Origin of the sequence: Borrelia puertoricensis (assembly GCF_023035875.1) — a bacterium.
GTDB lineage: Bacteria > Spirochaetota > Spirochaetia > Borreliales > Borreliaceae > Borrelia > Borrelia puertoricensis.
On record NZ_CP075398.1, the window covers coordinates 13,363 to 38,608 of the forward strand.

The window sequence follows — 25,246 nt, forward strand, 5'->3', positions numbered from 1 at the left end:
CTTATTATTTATAGACTTTATTTTATAAGAAAATAACGATTGATTAAAAACTAATCTTATAATAATAATTTATCTTTAGTTAGAGGGTTTAACAGAAGTTGTAAGCTCATTAATTGCAGATGTTACTGCATCATTAGCGGCTTTTAACAACTCATCAATTGCTGTATTTAATTTTTTAAGGTCAGTAGCAGAAGCATCGGTTCTATCTATAGCTTCTTTTGCATGAGCATCAGTAGCAGCACCATCTGCCTTACCAAGATCAGCATTTTGTCTTTAAATTTATTTAATAAATCAGTACTTGCGGTCTTAACTGCAGTAACTTTTGTTTTCAGCTCATCAGAGATTCCTTCCTTTTTCTCCAATTGTGTCAATTTAATCTTCACATGTAACACAATATTAAATGCTCCTGCTATCAATGAAGTGTTTTTGTCTTTATTATCAGCAAGTTCAGTATCAGAGTCTTTAATTTTTTTCCCAATAGCATTAGCAAGTTCATCAATGGATTTAACTAAGGTTTCTATTTCTTTAACACTCTTAGCAAAAGCAACAGAGTCTTTGATGTTCTTAGTTATTTTAGCTAAATCAATAACAGTGCCATCAGATTTAGCCACTTCATCATCTGTAAGATTCTTTCCTGAAGTATTACAAGAAATAAGCAAAAATAAAGTCAAAAATAACGCACATAAAGTAATTCTTTTCATTATCACGTGCCTCATTTTTTACTAAGGGAGGTTTTATATATAGATAAAAGGAAAACGAATCTCATGAATAGAGAAATAGTTTTCCTCAAATGACTTTATTTAGATTATTTAATAGATAATTTATTTAGCAACAGTAGGTTGAATCGAACTAGTTTCAGTGGATTCAGTAGTAATCTCAGAGTACTGTATTCCCTTAACAGCTTCTCTTATCTTATCTAGATTGCTTAATACTGTTTTCCTAATTATCAAGTCAAGTATTCCTAATACCTTATTTACAGCAGTTACAGCAGCAGCTTTAACTGCTCCATCTTCATTAGCAGCAGCACTAAATTTGCCAGCCTTAGTTATAGCTTTAAGAACAACAGCAGATGCTAGGTCAGCATTAGTAGCTGCTTTAGAACCATTAGCTTGATTAGGAGTACCAGTTGCCAATTCCCCAGCACCATAATTGGTAGCAGCATTAAGTTGAGCATTATCAGCTTTAGCATTCTTAATTTTATCAATAATTGCCCACGGATCTGCTTTTGATACTTCAGCTGCTAGTTTTGCAATTGCTCCTTGACCAGCACCAGCATTGGCAGCAATCGCAGCAGGTGCGTCAGTATTAGCATCAGCATTTACTGCATTACCAGCGTTTCCAGATTTAATTTCTATTCCAGATTTCTCTGCTGCTCCAATAATATCTTTAACCCCTGCAATAATAGCTTCAACGCTAGGTTTATCAGCAGCAACTACAGTAGCATTATTAGCAGTATCACCAATATCAGTATTACCAGCCTCTTTAGCAGTATCAGCAAGTTTAGTTAGAGCAGCAATTAGTTGCTCAAAGACATCACTAGCACTGTTAATTACACTCTTAACAAATTCAATTGTGCTGCTATTAGCATTTTTTGCTCCAGATATTTCACCTGATAACTCTTTTAACTTATTCTTAGTAGTTGTAAGTCCATCACCTATAATCTTAAAGTGTTCACCAACTATACTTTTCTTGTCACCTGATTTAACTGCTGTAAGTCCCAAAGCATCCCCAATAGTATTACCAAAAATACCAAAAATCTCTTGAAATCCTTGACCTATCTTAACTAATGAATCTAAGAAAGTATTCTTACTTTCAGCAGCCAATTTAAATTCTTAAGTTTAATTACAAATAATATAGAAGGCATCCTAAAGTTATCTCTAAGATTGCCTTCTACTCTAATTACTTAATAATTTAATTATCTATTTTATTGCTGAGCTGCTTCTTTTGGAGCTCTTGCCTCATCTATTTTTGTTTTTGCTTTCTCAAGAACATTCCTTACCGTTTTCTTAATTATATCCTCTACTGCTACTAATAGTTTATTTGCAGCAGTAACTCCTACCGCTTGTACTGCTTTTTCGTCATTATTTGCATTATGTGAAGCTAATTTACCACCTTTAACTAATGAACGTAATGCGATTCCTCCACTCACTGCACTCGGCTTTACTGCACCTTGGGCCAAATGAGCTGAATTATTTCCTCCTTTTGCAAATTCTAATGCACTTGTGTTGACATCTGCATTATTTCCTATTGTTTTATCCGCATCTCCTTCCTGTGACTTAACTATTGATGCTAATATTTCCTCACCACTTACTGCTGCTACTATTAATGCTGCTTTATCTCCCACAGCTGCTCCGGCAGCACCTGTTGTTAAGACCTTAGCTCCGTGTTCTGGATTATCTACTCCTATTATTCCTGCATTCATTTGAACATTACCCTCTTTTAGCTCTCCAACACCTACTTTATCTGCTGTGTCCACTATTCCTTTTAACGCTTTATATGCTGCTTTTAATTCATTTATACTCACTGAGGCTCCCTGTTTGTTAGCACTTGGTACCTCACCTACTACATCTTCATTGCCTACTTGACCTAAAGACTCTAGATGTGTTTTCAATGTGTTTAAAGTAGTCTTAGCCTCATCAACAGCTTCCTTAATTACCTTGTTTAGATCACCTTTATCAAGCTCTGTTTTTGATTTTTTTGCTACCTCTTCTAATTCGTCTGATGCTTGTCCAAGCTTATCACCTAGACTGTTAAAATAATTTCCTACCTGTTGCTTAGTTGTATCCTTAGTTACTCTTAAACCTAATGTACCAGAGAGTAATTCTAAAAATGAATAAAAAGCATTCTCAGCACTTCGTCCTACATCCATTAGAACTGAACTTAAAGTTCTCCCTCCTGTAGCTGCCCCGCCACCATTAGCAGCATCAACAGATTGTTGTCCACTGCCACAGCTAAGAAGTAAAAATAAGCAATATAAATTATCACTAAATGATAAAACAAGATAAAATCAATGCTAAAGGAAGTAAAGGAAGAATAAAAGAAACAAAAAAAGCTAAGAGAAGAAAACTCTTAGCTTATTATTTATAGACTTTATTTTATAAGAAAATTATCATTAATTAAAACTAATCTTATAATAATAATTTATCTTTAGTTAGAGGGTTTAACAGAAGTTGTAAGCTCCTTAATTGCAGATTCTACTGCATCCTCAGCGGTCTTTAACAACTCGCCAACTAATTGGTTGAGAGCCTTAAGTTCATTACCACCTTTACTGCCATCACCCTTAATTATATCTATAGCTTTTGCTGCATCAGCCTGATCTTTTGACTCCTCTAACTTATTTAAAAATTCATTACTTTTAGCCTTAGCTTCACCAAGCTTTTTCTTAAGTGTATCAGGGATTCCAACTTCTGTTTCTAATGCTATTAATGCAACTTTTACGGTTGATATTACTTGAAATGCTCCCGCAATTAAAGATCCATTATGATTTTTTTCACCAGCACCATCCACAAGTTGATGAGTTGCGTTATCAACTTTTTGGTCAATAGCTTTAGCAAGTTCATCAATGGACTTAACTAAAGTATGAATTTCTTTAACACTCTTAGCAAAAGCAACAGAGTCTTTGATGTTCTTAGTTATTTTAGCTAAATCAATAACAGTGCCATCAGATTTAGCCACTTCATCATCTGTAAGATTCTTTCCTGAAGTATTACAAGAAATAAGCAAAAATAAAGTCAAAAATAACGCACATAAAGTAATTCTTTTCATTATCACGTGCCTCCTTTTTACCTCAAAAAGGGGCAAGATGGATAACAAGCTTTGATAAGCACAAAACAAAAGCTAAAAGAATAAGTACTTTAACATCGCAGAGGCTGTGTGTGATTCAACGATTAATGAAGTTAAATTGTATTTTACAATTTAGTGTTTTGTAAAAAAATAATTGACAGAAAATCAATTAAATAAGGGGGTAGGTAAATAAATTTACTTTACTAATAATGACATTAATGCTAAAAATATTCCTATATTAAGAGTAATAAGGGTTCCAAACATCCAATTATGTAATCTTGATGTACTTTTAAATTCTGATGCGGTTTTATCAAGTTTATTATCAAGCTCCATCCTATTAATTTCCATATCTTTTCTAACAAGAGAAACCTCATTTCTAACATTATCTATCTTATTATCAAGTTCATTGAATTTAGTATCAATCTTGTTATCAAGTTCATTAAATTTAGTGTCAATTTTCGCATTTAAGTTATTCTCAACAGAGTCTATTTTGTTATCAAGTTCGGTTTTCACAAAAATAACTTCAGATTTTAAACTACGCTCTAACATCTCAAGCTTAAGATTAAAATTACTCTCTAAATATTCAATATCCCTATAAGTCAGTTCATTACGGTAATATCTTTTAGAGAGATCATTCGCAATAAAATCTTGCATACCCATCTTTACAAATTCTTGATATATAATCTCCTCTGTAACATGCCCATTAAAAATTTGTGTACTCTCAACAGAATGTAGCGATGAATCTTGCATAAAATCTCCTTATGTAATTATTATATAATATCTTAAGTATTATAGGAACCGTATGTTAGTAATATGTAATTTAAGAGGGTACCTAACCATAACATAAATGTTTAGTCTATTTTTTTATCTTATAAAAAAACTCAAATGTAGTCTTACAATCAATCTGTTGTTAAAGGATTGCTATCACTATGATTTAGGACCTGAGTATGATTACAGATAGTAAAAAAGGAAAACGGTTCTCATAAATAGAGAAATAGTTTTCCTCAAATGACTTTATTTAGTTATGTATATTTTATTGATAATAATTTATTATTGTCCACTAGCTGTTGAGTCTGCAGGTGTAGTAATTTCTGCAGACTTATCTTCTTGTGTAACTGTAGCAAGAGCATCACTAATTGACCTTAACCCACTATCAACAGTATTTCTAATAGCAATAATAAGAGTACTTAAAGTTTTACCAACAGCATTAGCAGCAACACCATTGACTGCATCAGCATCTTTAGCATTTTGATTAGCCGCAAACTTACCATCCTTAGCCATTGCCCTCAGTGCAATACCAGCAGCAATAACAGCATCCTTCCTTGCTGCCTCTTTAATCTCTTTTTTATCATCTTCCTTCTTAGCTGAAGCAATACTTGCAGCGTCTTTTGCTTCTTCAATATTTTTACTATTATCAGCAGTCTCTCCAGATCTAGCAATAGCTTTCAAGATGTCAGCACCAGTTACAGCCCCAATAGAAGCACTAGCTGCAGCAGCATGTGCTTCTGCACCATCAGCGTCTTTAGTACCAAACAACTTACCAATTGATTTTTTCTCTGTGTCACCAGTCTTAGTAGCATCTGCTTTACCCTCATCTTTTTTTAGCACGATCTCAACTATTTGTCCAATACCTTTAACAAGAGCGTTGACACTTGAAGTATCAGCCGGTGCAGCATTTTGACCTTCTTTAGGAGCACCACCAATATCAGTATCAGTTGTAGCACCACTAGCAGCAATCTTAGCCCCTTCTGCAATTTTATCTAATGTGTCAGTGATAAAGTTATCAACAACTTCCTTTACCTTTGGATAATTACCATTCTCTGCCACTACAATGTTTAATTTCTTTTTAACAGATGTCATAGTTTTTTCAATAGAAGTAAAATACTTACCAATATCAGATTTCTTAGTCTCAGCATTAATACCAAAAGCCCCAGTAACCATATCAGAAAGAGAAGTAAAAACATCTAAGAACCCTTTACCTAAATTAGCAATAGAGTTTAAGAAAGTGGTTTTAGGATCCTCAGCACTAGTAGTACCACTGCCACAACTAAGAAGTAAAAATAAAGTCATTAATAACGCACATAAAGTAATTCTTTTCATTATCACGTGCCTCCTTATTAACCTAAAGGGGCAAAAATACAAATAAAAGGAAAACGGTTCTTATGAAAAGAAGAGTTTTCCTCAAATGACTTTATTTAGATTATTTAATTAGATAATTTATTTAGCAGCTGTGGGTTGAGTAGTAGTACTAGCTTCGGTTGTTTCTGTAGTAATCTCAGAGTACTGTATTCCCTTAACAGTTTCTCTTATCTTATCTAGATTGCTTACTACTGTTTTCCTAATTATCAAGTCAAGTATTCCCAGTACCTTATTTACAGCAGTTACAGCAGCAGCTTTAACTGCTTCAGCATCATTAGCAGCAGCATTAGCACTAAGTTTACCATCTTTAATCATAGCTTTAAGAGCAACAGCAGCTGCTAGGTCAGCATTAGTAGCAGCTTTAGCACCATTAGCATCACCCACATTAGCACCAGTAGCTAAAACTCCTGCATCATTATTATCCCCATTAAGTTGAGCAGTATTAATTGTAGCATTTTTAATCTTATTAATAATAGCCCATGGATCAGCCTTAGCAACTTCTTCAGCAAGTTTAGGACCAGCTCCCTGTCCAGCTGCTCCAGTAGCATTAATAATAGCAGGTGCAGTAGCAGCACCTTTAGCCACTTCACCACCAGCATCTCCAGATTCGATCTTTACTCCAGACTTTTCGGCAGTTCCAATTATATTCCTAACTTCTTTAATAACAGTTTCAACGCTATCTTTATCGGCAGCAACAGCATTACCAGCACTAGAATCACCAATTGGGTTACCATCATTAGTTACACCAGCCAAATTGGTTAAGGAATCGATTAATTTATCAAAAGCATCACTAGAACTGTTAATTGCACTCTTAACAGATTCAATTGTGCTACTATTAGCATTCTTTGCATTAGATATTTCACCTGATAGCGCTTTTAACTTATTATTAGTATCTCCTAAACCTTTTTTTATCTTCTCAAAGTGTTCACCAACTTTACTTCTCTTATCACCCGATTTAACAGCTGTAAGTCCCAAAGCATCACCAATAGCATTACCAAAAAAACCAAAAACCTCTTGAAATCCTTGACCTATCTTAACTAATGAATTTAAGAAAGTGGTTTTAGATTCAGCATCTAATTTAACTTCATAAGCTCTATTACAACGAAAAAAAGAAGGCAGACTTAGAGATAAGCTTGCCTTCTAATCTTAATTTTAAGTAATTAATCTAACTATCTATTTTACTGATGAGCTGCTGTTTTTGGTGCTCTTGCTTTATCTATTTCTCCTTTTGCTTTCTCAAGAACATTCTTTACTGTCTTTTTAATTATATCCTCTACTGCTACTAATAACTTATTTACTGCGGTTATTCCTACGCCTTGTACTTCTTTTTCTCCCCCTGTAGCATTATCAGCAGCACCTGCTGCTAATTTACCTGTTTTAACTAAAGAACGTAATGCTATTCCTCCTGCTACCGCTGCTGCTTTAGCTGTATCTTTTGCTAAATTATCTGCAGTACCTCCTTTAGCAAATTCCAATGAGGTTGTATTTGCAGTTGCAGCTGCTGTTACTGCTTTAACATCTCCTTCTTGTGATGCAACTATTGAAGCTAATATTTCCTCCCCACTGACTGTTGCTAGTATTGCTGCTGCTTTAGCTACATCTGCTGCTGCTGGATTACCAGCACTTGTAGCCAATATCTTAGCCCCATCTTTATTATCTTCGCCTCCATTTGCTTGTAATGTTGTAGCTCCTGCTTTTAAGGCTGTAACACCTACATCTGTTGCAACTTTTACTATCTCCTGCAAAGCCTTAAGGAATTTATTTGATTCAGCATCATCTGCTTTTGTCCCCGCACCTTGAGCATTATGTGCATGACCTACTATATTACCATCACCTATATCTTTTAAGGACTCTAAATGAGTCTTTAATGTGATTAAAGTAGCCTTAGCTGTCTCAATAGCGACTCTAATAGGATCTTTAGATGCATCGCTTGTATCAACACCTGCTGTTGCTTTAACTGCCACTTGTTCTAACTCTTCTGACGCTACTCCAAGCTTTTCACCCAAGCCGTTAAAATAGCTTCCTACATCATTTTTCTTTGTAGTTGATTTAGCAGTAAAACCTAATGTATCAGAGAGTAACTCTAAAAAAGAATAAAAAGCATTCTCAGCACTTCTACCTATATCCATGAGAACAGAACTTAAACTGCTCCCTCCTGTAGCAGCCCCGCCACCCATAGCAGACTGATGTCCACTGCCACAGCTAAGAAATAAAAATAAAGTTATCAATAACGCACATAAAGTAATTCTTTTCATTATCACGTGCCTCCTTATTACTAAAGAGGGTAAGACATAGATAAAAGGAAAACGGTTCTCATAAAGAGAGAAGAGTTTTCCTCAAATGACTTTATTTAGATTATTTAAATAGATAATTTATTTAACAACAGTAGGTTGAATAGCACTAGTTTCAGTTGATTCAGTAGTAGTCTCAAAGTACTGTATTCCCTTAACAGCTTTTCTTATCTTATCTAGTTCGCTTGCAACTGTTTTCCTAATTATCAAGTCGAGTATTCCTAATACTTTATTTACAGCAGATAATGCAGCAGCTTTAACTGCATCAGTATCTGCAGCATTAGCACTAAATTTACCACCCTTAGTAATAGCTTTGAGAGCAACAGCAGCTACTAGGTCAGCATTACTTTTAGCACCAGCATTAGCAGAAGCATTATTATTAGAAGCGGCTAATATACCAGCATCTTTCTCACCAGCATCAAGTTGAATACCATCAGTAGCCTTAGCATTTTTAATCTTATCAATAATAGCCCACGGATCAGCTTTAGCTACTTCAGATGCTAGCTTATCACCAGCTCCAGCAGAAGCATTGGCAGTATTACCTCCAAGAACAGCAAGAGCATCAGTAGTATTAGCTGCAGTAGCTATTGGACCACCAGAATTTCCAGATTCAATTTTTACACCAGACTTATCAGCTGCTCCAATAATATCTCTAACTCCTGCAATAATAGCTTCAACCCCAGCCTTTTCATCAGCACCAGGAACAGCATTAGCATTATCACCAATGTCAGCACCATCATTAGTTATCCCCGATAATTTGGTTACAGAGCTAATTAGTCGTTCAAACACATCACTAGCACTGCTAATTGCACTCTTAACAGCATCAATTGTACTGATATTAGCATTCTTTGCTTCAGATATTTTATCTGATAGCGCTTTTAACTTCTCCTTAGTAGTTGAAAGCCCATCACCTATAGTCTTAAAGTGTTCACCAACTTTACTTTTCTTATCACCCGATTTAACTGCTGTAAGTCCCAAAGCGTCTCCAATAGCATTCCCAAAGATGCCAAAAACCTCTTGAAATCCATGACCTATCTTAACTAATGAATCTAAGAAAGTGGTTTTAGGATCCTCAGCACTAGCACTAGCACTGCCACTGCCACTGCCACTGCCACTGCCACTGCCACTGCCACAACTAAGAAGTAAAAATAAAGTCATTAATAACGCACATAAAGTAATTCTTTTCATTATCACGTGCCTCCTTATTACCTCAAGGGGACAAAAATACAAATAAAAGGAAAACAAATCTCATAAAGAGAGAAATAGTTTTCCTTAAATGACTTTATTTAGATTATTTAATTAGATAATTTATTTAGTAGCAGTAGGTTGAGCAGCACCAGCTTCAGTTGATTCAATAGTAGTTTCAGAATATTGTATTCCCTTAACAGCTTCTTTTATCTTATTTAGATTGCTTGATACTGTTTTCCTAATTATAAAATCAAGTATTCCTAAAACCTTATTTACAGCACTTACAGCAGCTGATTTAACTATTTCTGCATCTGCTGCATTAGCACCAAATTTACCACCCTTAGTCATAGCCTTAAGAGCAACAGCAGCTGCTAGGTCAGCATTGGTTTTTGCAGTTCCATTATCATTCTGAGTATTACCACCAAGAGCAAGTGGACCAGATTCTGCACCAGCAGCATCAACAGCATTTCCATCGGTTTTAGCATTTTTAATCTTATCAATCATAGCCCATGAATCTGCCTTAGCTACCTCTTCAGCAAGTTTAGAACCCGTATTAGCATCAGCAGCAGCATTGTGAACCACTACTTTAAGTCCATTAGCATTTTCTACTTGACCACCAGCATCTCCAGTTTCAATCTCTACTCCAGATTTCTTTGCTACATCAATAATTGAATTTACACTTTTAATTATAGTATTAACTCCATCCTTATCAGCTGCAGCAGGAGCAGCTCCTACATTAGCATCACCAATTGGGTTCCCATCATTAGTTACCCCCAGCAAGTTTAGTTAAAGCAGAAATTAGTTGTTCAAAGACATTACTAGCATCTTTAATCGCACTTTTCACAGCTTCAATTGTGCTGACATTAGCATTTTTTGCTTCAGATATTTTATCTGATATCTCTTTTAACTTCTACTTAGTATCACCTAAACCTTTTTTTACTTTCTCAAAGTGTCCACCAACTTTACTTTTCTTGTCACCCGATTTAACTGCTGTAAGTCCCAAAGCATCACCAATAGCATTACCAAAAATACCAAAAATCTCGTAAAACCCATAACCTATCTTAACTAATGAATTTAAAAACGTGGTTTTAGGATCTTCCATCTTAGTAATCCCACTGCCACAGCTAAGAAGTAAAAGTAAAATAGTAAAGCAAGTAAAGGGAGAATTAAAGAAGAAAAAAAAGCTAAGAGAAGCAAACTCTTAGCTTATTATTTATAGACTTTATTTTATAAGAAAATAACGATTGATTAAAAACTAATCTTATAATAATAATTTATCTTTAGTTAGAAGGTTTAGCGGGTGTTGTAAGCTCCTTAATTGCAGACGTTACTGCAGCATCAGCAGCCGTTAACAACGCATCAATTGCTGTATTGAGCTTAATAAGTTCATCAACTCCTTTATCTTTAGTACCATTACTTACAAGTATGGCTGCTTTAGCATCAGCATCACTAGCACCTTCTTTACCCAGATCAGCATTCTTCTCTTTCAGCTTATTTAAAAGTGATGTATTTGCAGCCGTTGCAGCATTAACTTTTTGCTTCAATTCATCAGAAAGTTCATTTGTTTTTGCTAATGTTCCTAATTTAGACTTTACAGTTGATATTATCTGAAATGCCCCTGCAAGCAATGATCCATTCTTACCATCCATAGTATCAAGAGTATCATCATTTTTAATTTTTTTCCCAATAGCTTTAGCAAGTTCGTCAATGGACTTAACTAAAGTATGAATTTCTTTAACACTCTTAGCAAAAGCAACAGAGTCTTTGATGTTATTAGTTATTGTAACTAGGTCAATAACAGTACCATCAGATTTAGCAGCCTGCCCATCTTTAGTAGCATTCCCTGAAGTATTACAAGAGCTAAGTAAAAATAAAGTCAAAAATAACGCACATAAAGTAATTCTTTTCATTATCACGTGCCTCCTTATTACTTCAAGGGAGAAAGATGACTAACAACATTTGATAAGATAAAAACAAAAACTAAGAACATAGGCACTATAATCTTAAAGATATTGAGCATGATATAACAATTAACAAATTTCTATTGTTATCAATAAAATTGATTAGTTTTGGTAATAAAAATAATTGATATGTAATCAATTAAAGAAAAGGTTTACTTAATTTAAATTTATCTATTTAACAATGAATAGACTATGGATATTAATGTTAAAAATATTCCTATATTAAGGGTAATAATTGTTCCAAACATCCAACCATGAAGTCTTAATGTGCTTTTAAGTTCCATTTTGTTAACATCGATCTTAGTATCAAGTTCATTAAATTTAGTATCAATCTTCACATTTAAGTTACTTTCAACAATATCAATCTTGTTATCCAGATCTTTAATGTCAGATTTTAACTCATTCCTAATAATGTCAATTTTGTTATCAAGCTCAGTTTTAACAGAAATAATCTCAGATTTTAAACTACGTTCTAACATTTCAAGTTTTAAGTTAAAATTACTCTCTAAATACTCAATATCCCTGTAAGTCAGTTCATTACGGTAATATCTTTTAGAGAGATCATTTGCAATAAAATCTTGCATACCCATTTTTACAAATTCTTGATATATAATCTCCTCTGTAATATGCCCATTAAAAATTTGTGTACTCTCAACAGAATGTAGTGATGAATCTTGCATAAAATCTCCTTATGTAATTAGTATATAATATTTTAAGTGTTATAGGAACCTTATATCAGTAAAATGTAATTTAAGAGAGTCCCTAACTATAAACATAAATGTTTAGTCTATTTTTTTTTATCTTATCAAAAATCTCAAATGTGGTCTTACAATCTGTTGTTAAAGGATTGCTATCACTAAGCTTTAGACCTGAATTATTACAAGATATAGCTAAAAGGAAAACAATTCTTATGAAGAGAAGAGTTTTCCTCAAATGACTTTATTTAGTTATGTATATTGTATATTGTTATTAAATACTCTTTAGTCTTGACTATTAGTTCTGCTTAGTTTCAGAGGTTTGCTTATCAATAGTTACAGGAGTATCAGTAGAATTAAATTTCATAACTTCTTTAACAGCCTTAAATCCTCTGTCAATAGTGTTTCTTATTACTATAGTTAGAGTAAGTTACTGCACTTATAGCTGCTCCCTCTACTGCTTTTTTAGCAACAGCATGAGCATTATCACTAGAACCAGCAAATTTACCACTCTTAATCATAGCTTTAAGAGCAACAACTGCTACTAGGTCAGCATTATTTTTAGCACCAGCAGCTCCAGCTTCAATCTTTACTCCAGATTTCTCTGCTGCTTTAATAATTGTTTGAACTCCTGAAATAATAGCATCAACCCCAGCCTTTTCAGCAGCACCAGGAAGTTTATCAGCATTATCACCAATAACAGCACTATAATTAGTTACACCGGATATTTGTTTACAGAGTTAATTAGTTGCTCAAAGAAATCACCAGCACTGCCAATTGCACTCTTAACAGCCTCAATTGTGTTGCTATTAGAATTCTTTGCATTAGATATTTCACCTGACAGCCCTTTTAACTTCCCATTGGTATCTTCCAAACCTTTTTTTATTTTTTCAAAGTGTTCACAAACTTTACTTCTCTTGTCATCAGATTTAACTGCTGTAAGTCCAAAACATTATCAAAGATGCCAAAAATCTCGTAAAACCCATATCCTATCTTAACTAATGAATCTAAGAAAGAAATTTTAGACTTAGTAGTCAATTTAACTTCTTAAGTTTAATTACAACAATATAGAAAGCATCTTAGATTTATCTCTAAGCTTGCCTTCTAATCTTATTTTTAAGTAATTAATCTAACTATCTAGTTTACTGCTGATTTGCTGATTTTGGCTCTCTTGCTTCATCTATTTTTTCTTTTGATTTCCCAAGAACATTTTTCACTGTCTTTTTAATTAGCTCTTCTACTGCTACTAATAATTTATTTACTGCAGTTACTCCTACAGCTTGTACTTCTCCTTGTCCTCCTTGTGCATCCGCTGCAGCTGCTGCTAGTTTACCATCTTTAACTAATGAGCGTAGTGCTATTCCTCCTGCTACTGCTGCTGCTTTTGGAGTATTTGCACCTGCTAGGTGAGCTGCATTACCTCCTTTAGCAAAGGAAATGGCACTTGTCTGTGCAGTTGCATTAGCTGTTAACGCTACATCACTTTCTCCTGATTTAACTATTGATGCTAGCATTTCCTCCCCACTTACTGTTGATAGTATTGCTGCTGCTTTACCTGCATCTGTTGCTGTTGCTGCTAAATCAGTACCTAATATCTTAGCACCATCCTTATTATCTGTTCCATTACCTACTTTTACCGCTATGTCTCCTGCTCTTGGCCTTTCAACACCCTCTTTACCAGCTGTATCCACTATTCCTTGAAGTGCCTTAAAGGCTTTCTTTAATTCAACATCAGCTGCTGCTACTCCTTGTTGATTACTTGCTGCATCACCTACCTTTTGACTATCACCTACTGTTCCTAAAGACTCTAAATGTGTTTTTAATGTAATTAAAGTAGCTTTAGCAGCATCAACTGCTTCTTTAATTAAATTTTTAGATGAATCACCTTTATCAACACCTATTTCTGATTTTTTTGCTACCTCTTCTAACTCTTTTGATGCTTCTCCAATTTTCGCACCCAAGCTGTTAAAATAATCTCCTACATCACTCTTCTTTGTATCTTTAGTTACTCTTAAACCTAATGTACCAGAGAGTAATTCTAAAAAAGAATAAAAAGCATTCTCAGCACTTCTACCTACATCCATTAGAACTGAACTTAAAGTTCTCCCTCCTGTAGCTGCCCCGCCACCCTTGGCAGAATCAAAAGATTGTTGTCCACTTCCACAACTAAGAAGTAAAAGTAAGCAAAAGTAAGAAACCAAGGTAAAATCAATGAATAAAAATAAGTCTAAAAGATAAAAGAAATCATAAGAAATCTTAAAGAAGTAAAAGTAAAGTAGTAAAGCAAGTAAAGAGAGAATAGAATTAAAGAAAAAAAAGCTAAGAGAAGCAAACTCCTAGCTTATTATTTATAGACTTTATTTTATCAGATAATTACCATTAACTAAAAAGTAATCTTATAATAAATAATTAAAATGTTTATCTCTTAGGTGTTAGAAGGTTTAGTAGGACTTGTAAGCTCCTTAATAGCAGCTGTTACTGCAGTCTCAGCAGCTTTTAACAATGCATCAATAGCTGTATTCAACTTACCGAGTTCTTCAGCTCCTTTATCCTTTGTACTATCTGTTACATCTATAGAACTTTTTGCATGAACATCAGTAACACCTTCTTTCCCAAGATCAGAATTTTGGCCTTTTATTTTGGTCAAAAATGATGTACTTTCATTCTTAGCAGCAGTAACTTTACCCTTCAAATCACTAGAAAGCCCAACTTTCTTCTCTAATGATGTCAATTTAGTCTCTACAGCTTCTATCACACTATATGCTCCTGCAACCAATGAACCATTATGATTAGCATCAGTACCAAGAGTATCTCCGTTTTGAATTTTCTTACCAATAGCTTTAGCTAGTGTATCAATGGATTTAACTAAAGTATGAACCTCTTTAACACTCTTAGCAAAAGCAACAGCCTCAGTAATGTTTGAGCTTATTGCAGATAAGTCAATAAGAGTACCATCAGATTTAGCCGCGTGTCCATCTTTAGTAGCATTCCCTGAACTATTACAAGATATAAGTAAAAATAAAGTTATTAATAACGCACATAAAGTAATTCTTTTCATTATCACGTGCCTCCTTATTACCTCAAGGGAAGGCAAGATAAAAACAAAAACTAAAAGTATAGGCACTATAATCTTACAGAGATTGAGCATAATACAACAATAAACATTGCTAATTGTTATTAATGAATAATTAAATGATTTTGATAAAAAAATAATTGATATGTAATCAATTAAAGAAAAGGTTTACTTAACTTAAATTTACTTATTCAACAATGAATAGACTATGGTCATTAATGTTAAAAAAATTCCTATATTAAGGGTAATAAGAGTTCCAAACATCCAACCATGAAGTCTTAGTGTACTCTTAAATTCAGATGCGGTTTTATCAAGTTTACTATCAAGCTCCACCCTATTAATTTCCATATCTTTTCTAACAAGAGAAACCTCATTTCTAACGTTATCAATCTTGGTATCAAGTTCATTGAATTTAGTATCTATCTTATTATTAAGATTATTCTCAATTGCATCTATTTTATTATTAAGATTATTCTCAACTGCATCTATTTTATTATTCAGGTCTCTAATGTCAGATTTTAATTCACTTCTGACTGTCTCAATTTTATTATCAAGTTCATTGAATTTAGTATCAATCTTGATGTTAAGATTATTCTCAACAGAATCAATTTTGTTATCAAGGTCTCTAATATCAGATTTTAATTCATTTTTAACGTTGTCAATTTTATTATCAAGGTCTCTAATATCGGCTTGTAAAGTTGCTTCCACCTTTTCAAGCTTAAGGTTAAAAGTAGTCTCTAAATACTCAATATCCTTGTAAGTAAGCTCATTTTTATAATATCTGTAAGAGAGATCAATAGCAATATCTCTATTTATACCAGCTCTAGTAAGTTCAGCTATAACCATTTGTTGAGTAACTACTGGTTGAGCAAGTCCCATAAAACACTCCTTATTTAATTATTATATAATATTTTAACTCTTATAGGAACCTTATGTTAATTAAATGTGATTTAAGAGAGTCCCTAAATATAAAATAAAGTATTTAGTCTATTTTGCTTTAGTTTATCAAAAATCTTAAATGCAATCTTACCATCAATCTGCTGTTAAAGAATTGCTATCAATACTATTTAGACCTGAGTACTATTACAGATAGTAAAAAAGGAAAACAATTCTCATGAAAAGAAAAGTTTTCCTCAAATGACTTTATTTAGTGATATTAATAATTTTTTATTGTTTCTGGCTACCGATTGCTGCTTCTGCAGGTGTAGTAGAATCTGCAGATTTATCTTCTTGTTTAACGGCAGCTAGTGCTTCACTAATTGACTTTAAACTACTATCAACAATATTTCTAATAGCTATTATTAAAATACTTAAAGTCTTACTTAATGCACTTGATGCTGCACCATTGATTGCATTGACAGATTTCTCTTCAGCCTTAGCAGCAAACTTACCATCCTTTGCCATTGCCCTTAAGGCAATACCAGCAGCAATAACTGCATCCTTTTGTGCTGCATCAAGGGTTTTACCCTGTTCAAACTTAGCCGAAGCAATACTTGCAGCATCTGCAGCTACCTCAATATTTTTGTCATTGTCAGCATCACTAGAACTAGCAATAGCTTTTAGGATGTCAGCACCAGGTACAGCTACAACAGCTTTAGCAGCATCTGCAGCCCCTGCATTAGCAGCAAATAATTTACCTGCTTCACCATTACCATTAGCTGTCCTTGCGCTAAGATCCTCAGCTTTATTATCCACCAGCATCATGTTTACCTTCTTTAAGTACCAAGTCTACAATTGATTTCATACCCTTTACTAATTTATCGACTTCGGTACCAGAAGCACCACCGTTATTCTGAGCAGCAACATTACCAAGCAGGTCATTAGTATCAGCGCCAATAGCCTCACTAGAGGTCTTAGCACCAGCAATTATTTTATCTAGAGTATTAGTAATTAGAGCTTTTACAGCGGTATCAGTAGCCTCTGCATTAGGATTATTCTCAGTTTTCATGTCTTCTACAATTTTCTCAAGAGCTATCTTAGTAGATGAAAGAGTATCATGGACTTTCTTAAAGTAGTTCCCAACATCAGACTTTTTAGTAGTAGTATTAAAACCTAAAACCCCTCCAACCATATCACTAAGGGAAGTGAAAACATTTAAGAAGTCATTACCTAAACCAATAACAGACTTTAAGAATCTACTCTGAGAATCCTCAGCATTAGTACTCCCACTGCCACAACTGAGAAGTAAAAATAAAGTCATCAATAACGCACATAAAGTAATTCTTTTCATTATCACGTGCCTCCTTATTAACCTAAAAGGGGCAAAAATACAAATAAAAGGAAAACGAATCTCATGAAGAGAAGAGTTTTCCTCAAATGACTTTATTTAGATTATTTAATAGACAATTTATTTAGTAGCAGTATGTTGAGTAGAACTAGCTTCAGTTGATTCAGTAGTAGTCTCAGAGTACTGTATTCCCTTAACAGCTTTTCCTACTTTATCTAATTCGCTTGCTACTGTTTTCTTAATTATTATATCGAGTATTCCTAATACTTTATTTACAGCACTTACAGCAGCTGCTTTAACTGCACCATCTTCATTAGCAGCAGCACTAAATTTACCAGTCTTAGTCATAGCTTTAAGAGCAACAGCAGCTGCTAAGTCAGCATTTGTTTTAGCTCCAGCACCATTAGCAACAACACCACCAGTTGCCAATTCCCCAGCACCATAATTGGTAGCAGCAGTAAGAACACCAGTATTAACTGTAGAATCTTTTATTTTATCAATCATAGCCCATGGATCCGCTTTAGATACCTCAGCTGCTAGCTTAGGCCCAGCATTAGCACCAGCAGCAGCATTATGTGTCAGTACAGCAGGTGCGTCAGTATTAGCAGCAGCATTTACTGCATTACCTTCACTGCCCTTTTCTATCTTTACATCAGACTTATCTGCTACATCAATAATTGTTTTTACATTCTCAATTATAGTTTTTACACTATTTTCATCAGCAGCAACTGCAGCAGCATTATTAGAAGTATCACCAATCTCAGCACTATCATTAGTTACACTAGCAAGTGTAGTTAGAGCTTCAATTAGTTGCTCAAAGACATCACTAGCACTGCTAATTGCACCCTTAACAGTATCAATTGTGCTGCTATTAGCATTCTTTGTTCCAGATATTTCATCTGATAACTCTTTTAGCTTATTCTTAGTAGTTGTAAGTCCATTTCCTATAGTCTTAAAGTGTTCACCAACTTTACTTCTCTTGTCACCAGATTTAACTGCTGTAAGTCCCAAAGCGTCTCCTATTGCATTACCAAAAATACCAAAAATCTCGTAAAACCCATGACCTATATTAACTAATGAATTTAAGAAAGTGGTTTTAGGATCCTCAGCACTAGTAGTACCACTGCCACAGCTAAGAAGTAAAAATAAAGTCAAAAATAACGCACATAAAGTAATTCTTTTCATTATCACGTGCCTCTTTTTTTACTCAGGGGGGCAAGAAGCAAGATAGTTAACAAGCTCTGAACAAAATAAAAAAGCTAAAAAATAGATAATATAACCTTGTAGAGACTAAATACAATGAGAAAATTAACAGATATTAATTGTCTCTAACAAAAAATCAATTAAATAAGGACTAATTAAATAAATTTACTTTACTAATAATGACATTAACGCTAAGAATATTCCTATATTAAGGGTAATAAGGGTACCAAACATCCAACCATGAAGTCTTAATGTACTCTTAAGTTCCATTTTGTTAACATCAATTTTATTATCAAGTTCATTGAATTTAGTATCAATCTTGATGTTAAGATTATTCTCAACAGAATCAATTTTGGTATCAAGGTCTTTAATGTCAGACTTTAATTCACTTCTGACATTATCTATTTTGGTATCAAGGTCTCTAATATCAGATTTTAATTCATTCCTAACAATGTCAATCTTGTTATCAAGGTCATTGAATTTAGTATCAATCTTGGTATCAAGTTCGGTTTTGACAGATTTAATCTCAGCTTGTAAGAGTGATTCAACTTTTTCAAGCTTAAGGTTAAAAGTGGTCTCTAAATACTCAATATCCTTGTAAGTAAGCTCATTTTTATAATATCTGTAAGATAAATCAATAGCAATATCTCTATTTATACCAGCTCTAGTAAGTTCAGCTATAACCATTTGTTGAGTAATAACTGGTTGAGCAAGTCTCATGAAAGTCTCCTTATGTAATTATTATATAATATCTTAACTGTTATAGGAACCTTATATTAACAAAATGTGATTTAAGAGGGCACTAACTATAACATAAATGTTTAGTCTATTTTGCTTTAGTTTATCAAAAAGCTCAAATGTAGTCTTACAATCAATCTGTTGTTAAAGGATTGCTATCAATACTATTTAGACCTGAGTATGATTACAAGATATAGCTAAAAGGAAAACGGTTCTTATGGAAAGAAGAGTTTTCCTCAAATGACTTTATTTAGTGATATTAATAATTATTTATTGTTGCTGTCCACTAGCTGTTACATCTGTAGGTGTAGTAAAATCTACAGACTTATCTTCTTGTTTAACAGCTGCTAGCGCTTCACTTATTGACTTTAACCCATTATCAACAGTATTTCTTATTGCTATTATTAGAGTACTTAATGTTTTGTTTACAGCACTAGCAGCAACACCATTAACTGCATGAACAGATTTCTCTTCAATCTTAGCAGCAAATTTACCACCCTTAGCAACTATTAAAGCTACACCTCTTGCAATACTCCATCTTTAGGATCAGCACCAGAATTACCCTTTTCTTTAAATACTACATCAACAATACCTTTCATCTCTTTTACTAGACTATCAACTCCAATCCCAACAGCATTAGTAGCACCCAACATTTCAAGTAGGTCTGAGCCAATATCACTAAAACAGTCTTATATCCTTGAACTATAAGATATATAACGTCACAACCGTTATTTTCCTCTTATTTATTTTTTGTTAATTTAATAAAAATATTTTTGCTAAAAATAAGTTTGCTTTCCAGTAATAATTGTGTTATTATAAATTGCAATAATACCTAAATTAAGGAGTGTCAAATGAAAGATACAAAAAAAACTACCAACAAACATCAACACAAATTAATCGTTTTAATATCTACATTAAATTACATGAACTTAAAGTTTAAAAAATATATTCAAAGTGACATACTTTATTATTTCAATAATAATATGAAAAAAAATGGATACAAACCCACTAAAATTAAAACAATACAAAATTATCTTTACAAATTAGAAAAAGTATTAGGAGTCACAATTAACTATCACAGACATTTGGGTGTTAACATGGGAACTGAAATTCATTATAAGCTTAAATACTCCAAAAAAGAATGTTACCGCATAATCAATAAACACTTTAGAGAAAAAAAAGAGAAGAGACATCAAAAACGTGTTAGTGCATATTTTGAAAAGACTTGCACTAAAAATAGCAGTGTAGAAAAAGAGGAGTGTTATTATAATACTTATAATAATAAAGAAGAAGATAAGAATAAAAAAACTATAGAAAAATTACAAATAGGGAAGTATGCTAAAAAGTGCAACTTCAAATCAAATACTTTCTTTTCTATTTTAAACTTAAAAATAGAAAAAAATACCAAAATTGAAGTACTTAAAGTACTCAAAAGGACGGAAAATTTTATCGAGAAAAGTATATATAAAAAACAAAAAGATACCAAGTTAAGAATAGGCAAATTTAAAAACAAACAACAAGAATTAAGTAAAATACTAAAGGAGACAAAGATTAGCTTGGAAAATGAAGGATATAACAGTGAACAGTTAGAAACACAAATACAAAATGTATACTATCAATATAGGCATAAACCACATTTTATAATAGAAAATGAAAAATACAATGACTTAAAAAAGATATTAGACAAACTTAAAAATTCAGCTGAACTTATTAAAGCAAACATAAAAGAAGATGGGAAAGACATTAAAAACAACGTGTTTAGTATACTTCTTGATCAATTGAAACATAAAATAAAAACATCAGTATTAATACCAATACTAAAAGATTATTTAAATAAACAAAATATATTAACATATAGCAAGGTATTTAATAACCATTATTACTATGAGCTTTTAGATATATTAAACGATAATAAAGATTATTTAAAATCAGGGGAATTTGAGAGAAATTACAGTTAAGGATTAATGGTGGATAGTGTATTAGAACGTCTTAAAAAGAAGAAGTTAGAAATTAAAGAAAAAAGAGATAAACCTATTTTTGTTAAGATCGAGAATAAAAACAACAAAACTTTTTATCACACAAAAATAATGAAGGACTTATATGTATTCGGCATTAACAAAAATCAAAAGAACAAATTTTTCATTTCATTTAGGGAATTATTTAATCAAGAAAGGATAGAATTTTTTCATCTGTTTTCTTTAAGAAATGATGATAAATTCTTAGGTATTTTTTATGGTTATAGAAAACCAATAAAGAATGTTATAACAAGGTATGAGGAGAATGGTGTCATGAAAACATCTACATTTTCAAAAGCCTATTATATAGAATTTAGATTTAAAAAGGGAAGTGTGTTTTGCTATTTAAAAGAAATATCTTACTTACTCAAAAAAGATAAATCGGACACAAAGTATTCTAAATCTTTAATTGAAAAACTTGCCAAGTTAGAGAAACAAATATATGAATTTTATGGTAAAAATTCGAAAGATGGGAGCCTTATAAATAAATGGATACAAAAAAGACAAAAGTAATAACTTTAGCATCAATTAAAGGTGGTGTTGGAAAAAGTGTGAGCTCAATTATATTTGCAACACTACTTGCCCAAAAATATAAAGTGCTTTTAATAGATATGGATACCCAGGCTTCTACTACCAGTTATTATTCTGGTAAGCTTGCAAAATTGGATGTAAGTCTTATAGATAAAAATATTTACGAAGTTTTAAAGACCAATTTGAGCATTAATAATGCAAGGTTTGTTATTGATGAGAATTTAGATTTAATACCAAGTTACTTAAGCTTGCATCAGTTTAACATAGAACCAATTCCTTTCAAAGAAATGAAACTTAAAAAACAATTGAAACAATTAGAAATTGATTATGACTATATAGTAATTGATACGAATCCCAGTTTAGATTTTACTTTAATCAATGCTTTAGTTTGTAGTGATTATATAGTAGTCCCGATGACAGCAGAAAAATGGGCAGTTGAAAGTTTGGATTTATTTGAATTTTTTGTCAGTAAATTGGATTTATCTCTTTCTGTTTTTCTATTAGTTACTAGATTTAGAAAAAATAATACACACAAATATCTTCTTGATATTTTAAAGTCTAAGAGTAATTTTTTAGGAACTATATCTGAAAGAGAAGATTTGAATAAAAGGATAGCAGGAGATAGTACTTTTGATTTAAATAGAGACTATATACATGAATATCAAAAGGCATTGGATATCTTCTTAAAAGAAATATATCAAAAAATAAATGTTCACTAGTGAACGTATATTGTAAAAGAGGAGTTTTTATATGAAAATAAAATTAAATAAGAGGGCTCTAGAAGGTAGAAATTTATCAGATCACGAAAAAATATTAACTCATTATAATAAATTAAAAGAAAAACTGATTATAAATTTTAAAGATGAAATTTATTCTAAAATAGAAACAATGAAAGTTTTAAAGGAGATCAAGGATAAAGGGTATTATAAATTAGATGGCTACAAAAATTTCGTTGATTTTATATTAAATTTTAATTTAGCAAAAACACAAGTGTATAATTACTTAAAAATAGCCTCAGCAATGGAAAAAGGGTTAATAAATGATGATTTTATTTTAAAAAATGGGTTTAATCAAACTTTATTTTTCATTAAAACCAATGATAATTTAACACTAAAAAAATCAAAACAAAATACAATAAAGCCATTAAGGTTTCAGCTTAAGAATCAAGAAAGTTATGATTTTTATAAAAAAAATGCCAAATTTACAGGATTTATATTAGATAAACTTTTTTTAAGTAAAAAAGATTTGTTAGAAGATTTCATGAAAGAATTTAGAGGTTTGAAAGGCGATTAGCAAAAAATGGTTATGAACAATTTGGCACATAAAATATATAAAACAGAAAATAAAGATAGAATTCTTAAGATAAACGGCTTACTAAAAAATTAGAGGATTCCATTTTACTTCATAATGGTAATTTATACTTTTGAAATCTTAAAAAAAAAAGATGAATTCATTAAAACAACAAATAATTAATATAGATAAGAATTTATAAAAAGACGTATTTGATTTAGATCTCAGAATAGATTATGTATAGAATACTTTGTAAAAATACATGCATAATTTATAATGCAATTTACTTAACAAAATAACAATGCTATCTCAAGAGAAAAAATAAAAAGAGATAATCTGATGTTGTTAGAGAAACTTAAAATAAATAACAGAATGTTAAATTTTGTTTAATTGATAAAAATTTTCATAATTATTTCTATTTTTGTATATATTAATGACAAACTATTTTGAGAAGAGATAATGATATTAAAAAATAAAGGTGGTTGATTTTATTTAAAATTTATTGTATTTTAATTGTTGTTAGTAGTGCTATTCATTTTAGGACTACCTTAATTTAGGTTCATTCGAATAAAGCTTTAGAGCTTAATTAACTATTCTTAATAGAATAGTTAATTAAGCTCTAAGTCTTTGTATTCTTATATATTGACTTATTAAAAATTAATTTTTGTGAAATACGATAAATAATATGTGTATGTAAACTGTAAGACTATAAGTAGTATAACAAAAAGTGAAATATCCAAGCGGAATGAGGTTTAAGACAAATAAAGAATGCAAATATTAAAGCAAGTATTGAAATACAGTTTGTTAATTATGAATTTGTTCTTTTTGATAATAAAACATCTAAAAGTTCACCAATAAATATTCTTGTTATAGGAATTTGCTTCAAGTATCTAAGAGGATGTGTGTGAGATTAAAAAAAACACCTTTTGATAGTCTAGAAATTATAGGTAATTTTTTACTTTAATTAGAGAAAAATCATAATTTTAGTATACGTGATTATTTTGAAGGGGGAACTAAAACTTATAACATCTGAGTATTGGATTGTACTTGTAAATCATTCTTTGATAAAGACTGTAATTAATTCAGAAATAGTAGGAGTTTTTTTCAAATTTTTAGTATATAGAGAGCCTAACTATGGTAAAAGGTTCACTGAAATTATTTAGTTATATAGCAAGTGATGGAAATTTTAAGTTTATTTATCAGTAAATATGGGCCTTTATGCAATTGAAAAAAAAGCCATTATTTGAGGTGATTTTCTTTCAATTCTTAATTTTTAGTTTTGAATATTTTCTGTATATCCTTTAGCAATATATTTGTATCATGTATTTGCTCTTGTTTAAGAACTACATAGAAAATGTAGTTGAAGGTTGTTTGAAGAATGAAATTGTTTTGCAGTAGTTTATCATTTAAGTTAGAAATGAATACGAAATTTTATTAATTAGGTATTTTCTTTTAGTAGTTTACTTCCTTGCAGTTATACGTACTATTCTTCAAAATTTAATTTTTTTACTTTATGAACCAATTGTTTAGTTTATGCCATAGTGTTTCTGTTGAAGAAGTTTTGGTTTAATCTATTAGTGAGGGGTAATTAGCAATATTAAGTGAGGGTAAACATGATGCTGGCGATAATAAAAAAGCTACAGATGGTCTAATCAGGAAAACTATTTGCTACTGCTAATGCTGGCACTGTTAATGCAGTAAAATCTGTTGGAGCGGTAATCAGTACTGACATATTATAAGCTATGGTTAAAGAGAGTAGTGATTTTGCTAAACTAACTAAAGAAACAATTGGTAATTCTGCTACACCTAAGGATGCAACTCTAGCAGGAAGTATAGCATTAAGAGCTGTGGCAAGGAAAGAAAAGTTTTGCAGATATTGAGTATGCTAACAATAGCAATAAGAATCACAGTAGATTTAAGATTGGATAACATTAAAAGGTATTGGTTAGAGATTAATAAAAGAGAAAGCTTTGCTACTAAATTTATCTATCAAGTGAGTTAGGAATAATAAATTTTTGGATAAACATAGTAAAGCGTTAATATCATTAACTGAAACAGTATATCAATTAGCATCTATTAACACAGCCTCATAATTAAAGGTAGTTAATAGAT

Annotated in this window: 21 protein-coding genes and 6 pseudogenes; 5 read left to right on the forward strand and 22 right to left on the reverse strand. The window is 31.9% G+C overall.

Translation table 11 applies throughout. The features are described 5' to 3' along the window. Nucleotides 1-75: 75 nt before the first annotated feature. The 22 genes and pseudogenes from bpuSUM_RS08940 to bpuSUM_RS10115 form a co-directional block, all read right to left on the reverse strand. Nucleotides 76-716 (reverse strand): annotated as a pseudogene (locus tag bpuSUM_RS08940) (Vsp/OspC family lipoprotein). Nucleotides 717-821: 105 nt separating this feature from the next. Beyond that, nucleotides 822-1,826, reverse strand: a pseudogene (locus bpuSUM_RS08945) (variable large family protein); the annotation flags it as partial. 98 nt (nucleotides 1,827-1,924) lie between these two features. Then, nucleotides 1,925-2,977 (reverse strand): annotated as a pseudogene (locus tag bpuSUM_RS08950) (variable large family protein); the annotation flags it as partial. A gap of 170 nt (nucleotides 2,978-3,147) precedes the next feature. Next, nucleotides 3,148-3,765 carry a Vsp/OspC family lipoprotein gene (locus bpuSUM_RS08955; RefSeq protein WP_347343316.1) on the reverse strand — a complete coding sequence of 206 codons (618 nt, stop codon included), beginning with the start codon at nucleotides 3,763-3,765 and terminating at the stop codon, nucleotides 3,148-3,150. A 213-nt stretch (nucleotides 3,766-3,978) separates the two neighbouring features. Then, nucleotides 3,979-4,533 carry a Bdr family repetitive protein gene (gene bdr / locus bpuSUM_RS08960; RefSeq protein ID WP_247068082.1) on the reverse strand — a complete coding sequence of 185 codons (555 nt, stop codon included), beginning with the start codon at nucleotides 4,531-4,533 and terminating at the stop codon, nucleotides 3,979-3,981. 300 nt (nucleotides 4,534-4,833) lie between these two features. Further along, entirely contained in the window at nucleotides 4,834-5,883 is a 1,050-nt protein-coding gene (locus bpuSUM_RS08965; RefSeq protein ID WP_430644687.1) for a variable large family protein, read from the reverse strand. 117 nt (nucleotides 5,884-6,000) lie between these two features. Continuing rightward, on the reverse strand, nucleotides 6,001-7,041 hold the full coding sequence (locus bpuSUM_RS08970) for a variable large family protein (RefSeq protein WP_430644692.1): 1,041 nt from the start codon (nucleotides 7,039-7,041) through the stop codon (nucleotides 6,001-6,003). A gap of 59 nt (nucleotides 7,042-7,100) precedes the next feature. After that, nucleotides 7,101-8,177: a variable large family protein gene (locus bpuSUM_RS08975; protein WP_430644688.1), complete on the reverse strand. Its 1,077-nt coding sequence runs from the start codon at nucleotides 8,175-8,177 to the stop codon at nucleotides 7,101-7,103. 117 nt (nucleotides 8,178-8,294) lie between these two features. Beyond that, nucleotides 8,295-9,404 carry a variable large family protein gene (locus bpuSUM_RS08980; RefSeq protein ID WP_247068134.1) on the reverse strand — a complete coding sequence of 370 codons (1,110 nt, stop codon included), beginning with the start codon at nucleotides 9,402-9,404 and terminating at the stop codon, nucleotides 8,295-8,297. Between the two features lie 117 nt (nucleotides 9,405-9,521). Next, nucleotides 9,522-10,503: pseudogene (locus bpuSUM_RS08985) on the reverse strand (variable large family protein). Between the two features lie 178 nt (nucleotides 10,504-10,681). Further along, entirely contained in the window at nucleotides 10,682-11,311 is a 630-nt protein-coding gene (locus tag bpuSUM_RS08990) for a Vsp/OspC family lipoprotein (RefSeq protein WP_247068084.1), read from the reverse strand. Between the two features lie 218 nt (nucleotides 11,312-11,529). Then, a complete protein-coding gene (gene bdr / locus bpuSUM_RS08995; RefSeq protein WP_247068086.1) occupies nucleotides 11,530-12,042 on the reverse strand; it encodes a Bdr family repetitive protein in 513 nt (170 codons plus the stop codon). 410 nt (nucleotides 12,043-12,452) lie between these two features. Next, a complete protein-coding gene (locus bpuSUM_RS10110; protein ID WP_430644693.1) occupies nucleotides 12,453-12,785 on the reverse strand; it encodes a variable large family protein in 333 nt (110 codons plus the stop codon). Beyond that, complete coding sequence (locus bpuSUM_RS09005; RefSeq protein WP_247068089.1) at nucleotides 12,773-12,931, reverse strand: hypothetical protein; 159 nt, start codon at nucleotides 12,929-12,931, stop codon at nucleotides 12,773-12,775. Before bpuSUM_RS09005 ends, bpuSUM_RS10110 begins: the two co-directional genes overlap by 13 nt. Before the next feature lie 268 nt (nucleotides 12,932-13,199). Further along, nucleotides 13,200-14,258: a variable large family protein gene (locus bpuSUM_RS09010; protein ID WP_247068091.1), complete on the reverse strand. Its 1,059-nt coding sequence runs from the start codon at nucleotides 14,256-14,258 to the stop codon at nucleotides 13,200-13,202. A 224-nt stretch (nucleotides 14,259-14,482) separates the two neighbouring features. Continuing rightward, nucleotides 14,483-15,115: a Vsp/OspC family lipoprotein gene (locus bpuSUM_RS09015; protein ID WP_247068093.1), complete on the reverse strand. Its 633-nt coding sequence runs from the start codon at nucleotides 15,113-15,115 to the stop codon at nucleotides 14,483-14,485. A gap of 198 nt (nucleotides 15,116-15,313) precedes the next feature. Beyond that, nucleotides 15,314-16,009 carry a Bdr family repetitive protein gene (gene bdr / locus bpuSUM_RS09020; RefSeq protein ID WP_247068095.1) on the reverse strand — a complete coding sequence of 232 codons (696 nt, stop codon included), beginning with the start codon at nucleotides 16,007-16,009 and terminating at the stop codon, nucleotides 15,314-15,316. 288 nt (nucleotides 16,010-16,297) lie between these two features. Further along, nucleotides 16,298-17,360 (reverse strand): annotated as a pseudogene (locus bpuSUM_RS09025) (variable large family protein). 117 nt (nucleotides 17,361-17,477) lie between these two features. Then, nucleotides 17,478-18,545, reverse strand: a complete 1,068-nt coding sequence (locus bpuSUM_RS09030) for a variable large family protein (RefSeq protein WP_247068135.1) — start codon at nucleotides 18,543-18,545, stop codon at nucleotides 17,478-17,480. Between the two features lie 180 nt (nucleotides 18,546-18,725). Beyond that, nucleotides 18,726-19,280: a Bdr family repetitive protein gene (gene bdr, locus bpuSUM_RS09035; protein ID WP_247068097.1), complete on the reverse strand. Its 555-nt coding sequence runs from the start codon at nucleotides 19,278-19,280 to the stop codon at nucleotides 18,726-18,728. A gap of 288 nt (nucleotides 19,281-19,568) precedes the next feature. Next, a pseudogene (locus bpuSUM_RS09040) lies at nucleotides 19,569-19,829 on the reverse strand (variable large family protein); the annotation flags it as partial. Next, nucleotides 19,814-19,951 (reverse strand): hypothetical protein, encoded by a 138-nt coding sequence (locus bpuSUM_RS10115; RefSeq protein WP_430644689.1) that lies wholly within the window; start codon nucleotides 19,949-19,951, stop codon nucleotides 19,814-19,816. The gene bpuSUM_RS10115 and the pseudogene bpuSUM_RS09040, both read right to left, overlap by 16 nt. A gap of 198 nt (nucleotides 19,952-20,149) precedes the next feature. Between bpuSUM_RS10115 and bpuSUM_RS09045 the strand changes: the two genes are divergently transcribed. From bpuSUM_RS09045 to bpuSUM_RS10120, 5 genes are all read left to right on the forward strand, one after another. Further along, nucleotides 20,150-21,256, forward strand: coding sequence for a plasmid maintenance protein (locus tag bpuSUM_RS09045; protein WP_247068099.1), 1,107 nt, complete (start codon nucleotides 20,150-20,152; stop codon nucleotides 21,254-21,256). A 9-nt stretch (nucleotides 21,257-21,265) separates the two neighbouring features. Then, nucleotides 21,266-21,826, forward strand: a complete 561-nt coding sequence (locus bpuSUM_RS09050; protein ID WP_247068102.1) for a DUF226 domain-containing protein — start codon at nucleotides 21,266-21,268, stop codon at nucleotides 21,824-21,826. Beyond that, a complete protein-coding gene (locus bpuSUM_RS09055) occupies nucleotides 21,802-22,563 on the forward strand; it encodes a ParA family protein (protein WP_247068105.1) in 762 nt (253 codons plus the stop codon). The genes bpuSUM_RS09050 and bpuSUM_RS09055 overlap by 25 nt, the downstream gene beginning before the upstream one ends. A gap of 31 nt (nucleotides 22,564-22,594) precedes the next feature. Further along, the gene (locus bpuSUM_RS09060) at nucleotides 22,595-23,137 is read left to right on the forward strand and encodes a chromosome replication/partitioning protein (RefSeq protein ID WP_247068107.1); all 543 of its coding nucleotides are present in this window, start codon (nucleotides 22,595-22,597) and stop codon (nucleotides 23,135-23,137) included. A 1,739-nt stretch (nucleotides 23,138-24,876) separates the two neighbouring features. Continuing rightward, nucleotides 24,877-25,014 carry a variable large family protein gene (locus tag bpuSUM_RS10120; RefSeq protein WP_430644690.1) on the forward strand — a complete coding sequence of 46 codons (138 nt, stop codon included), beginning with the start codon at nucleotides 24,877-24,879 and terminating at the stop codon, nucleotides 25,012-25,014. The last annotated feature ends 232 nt before the right edge of the window (nucleotides 25,015-25,246 follow it).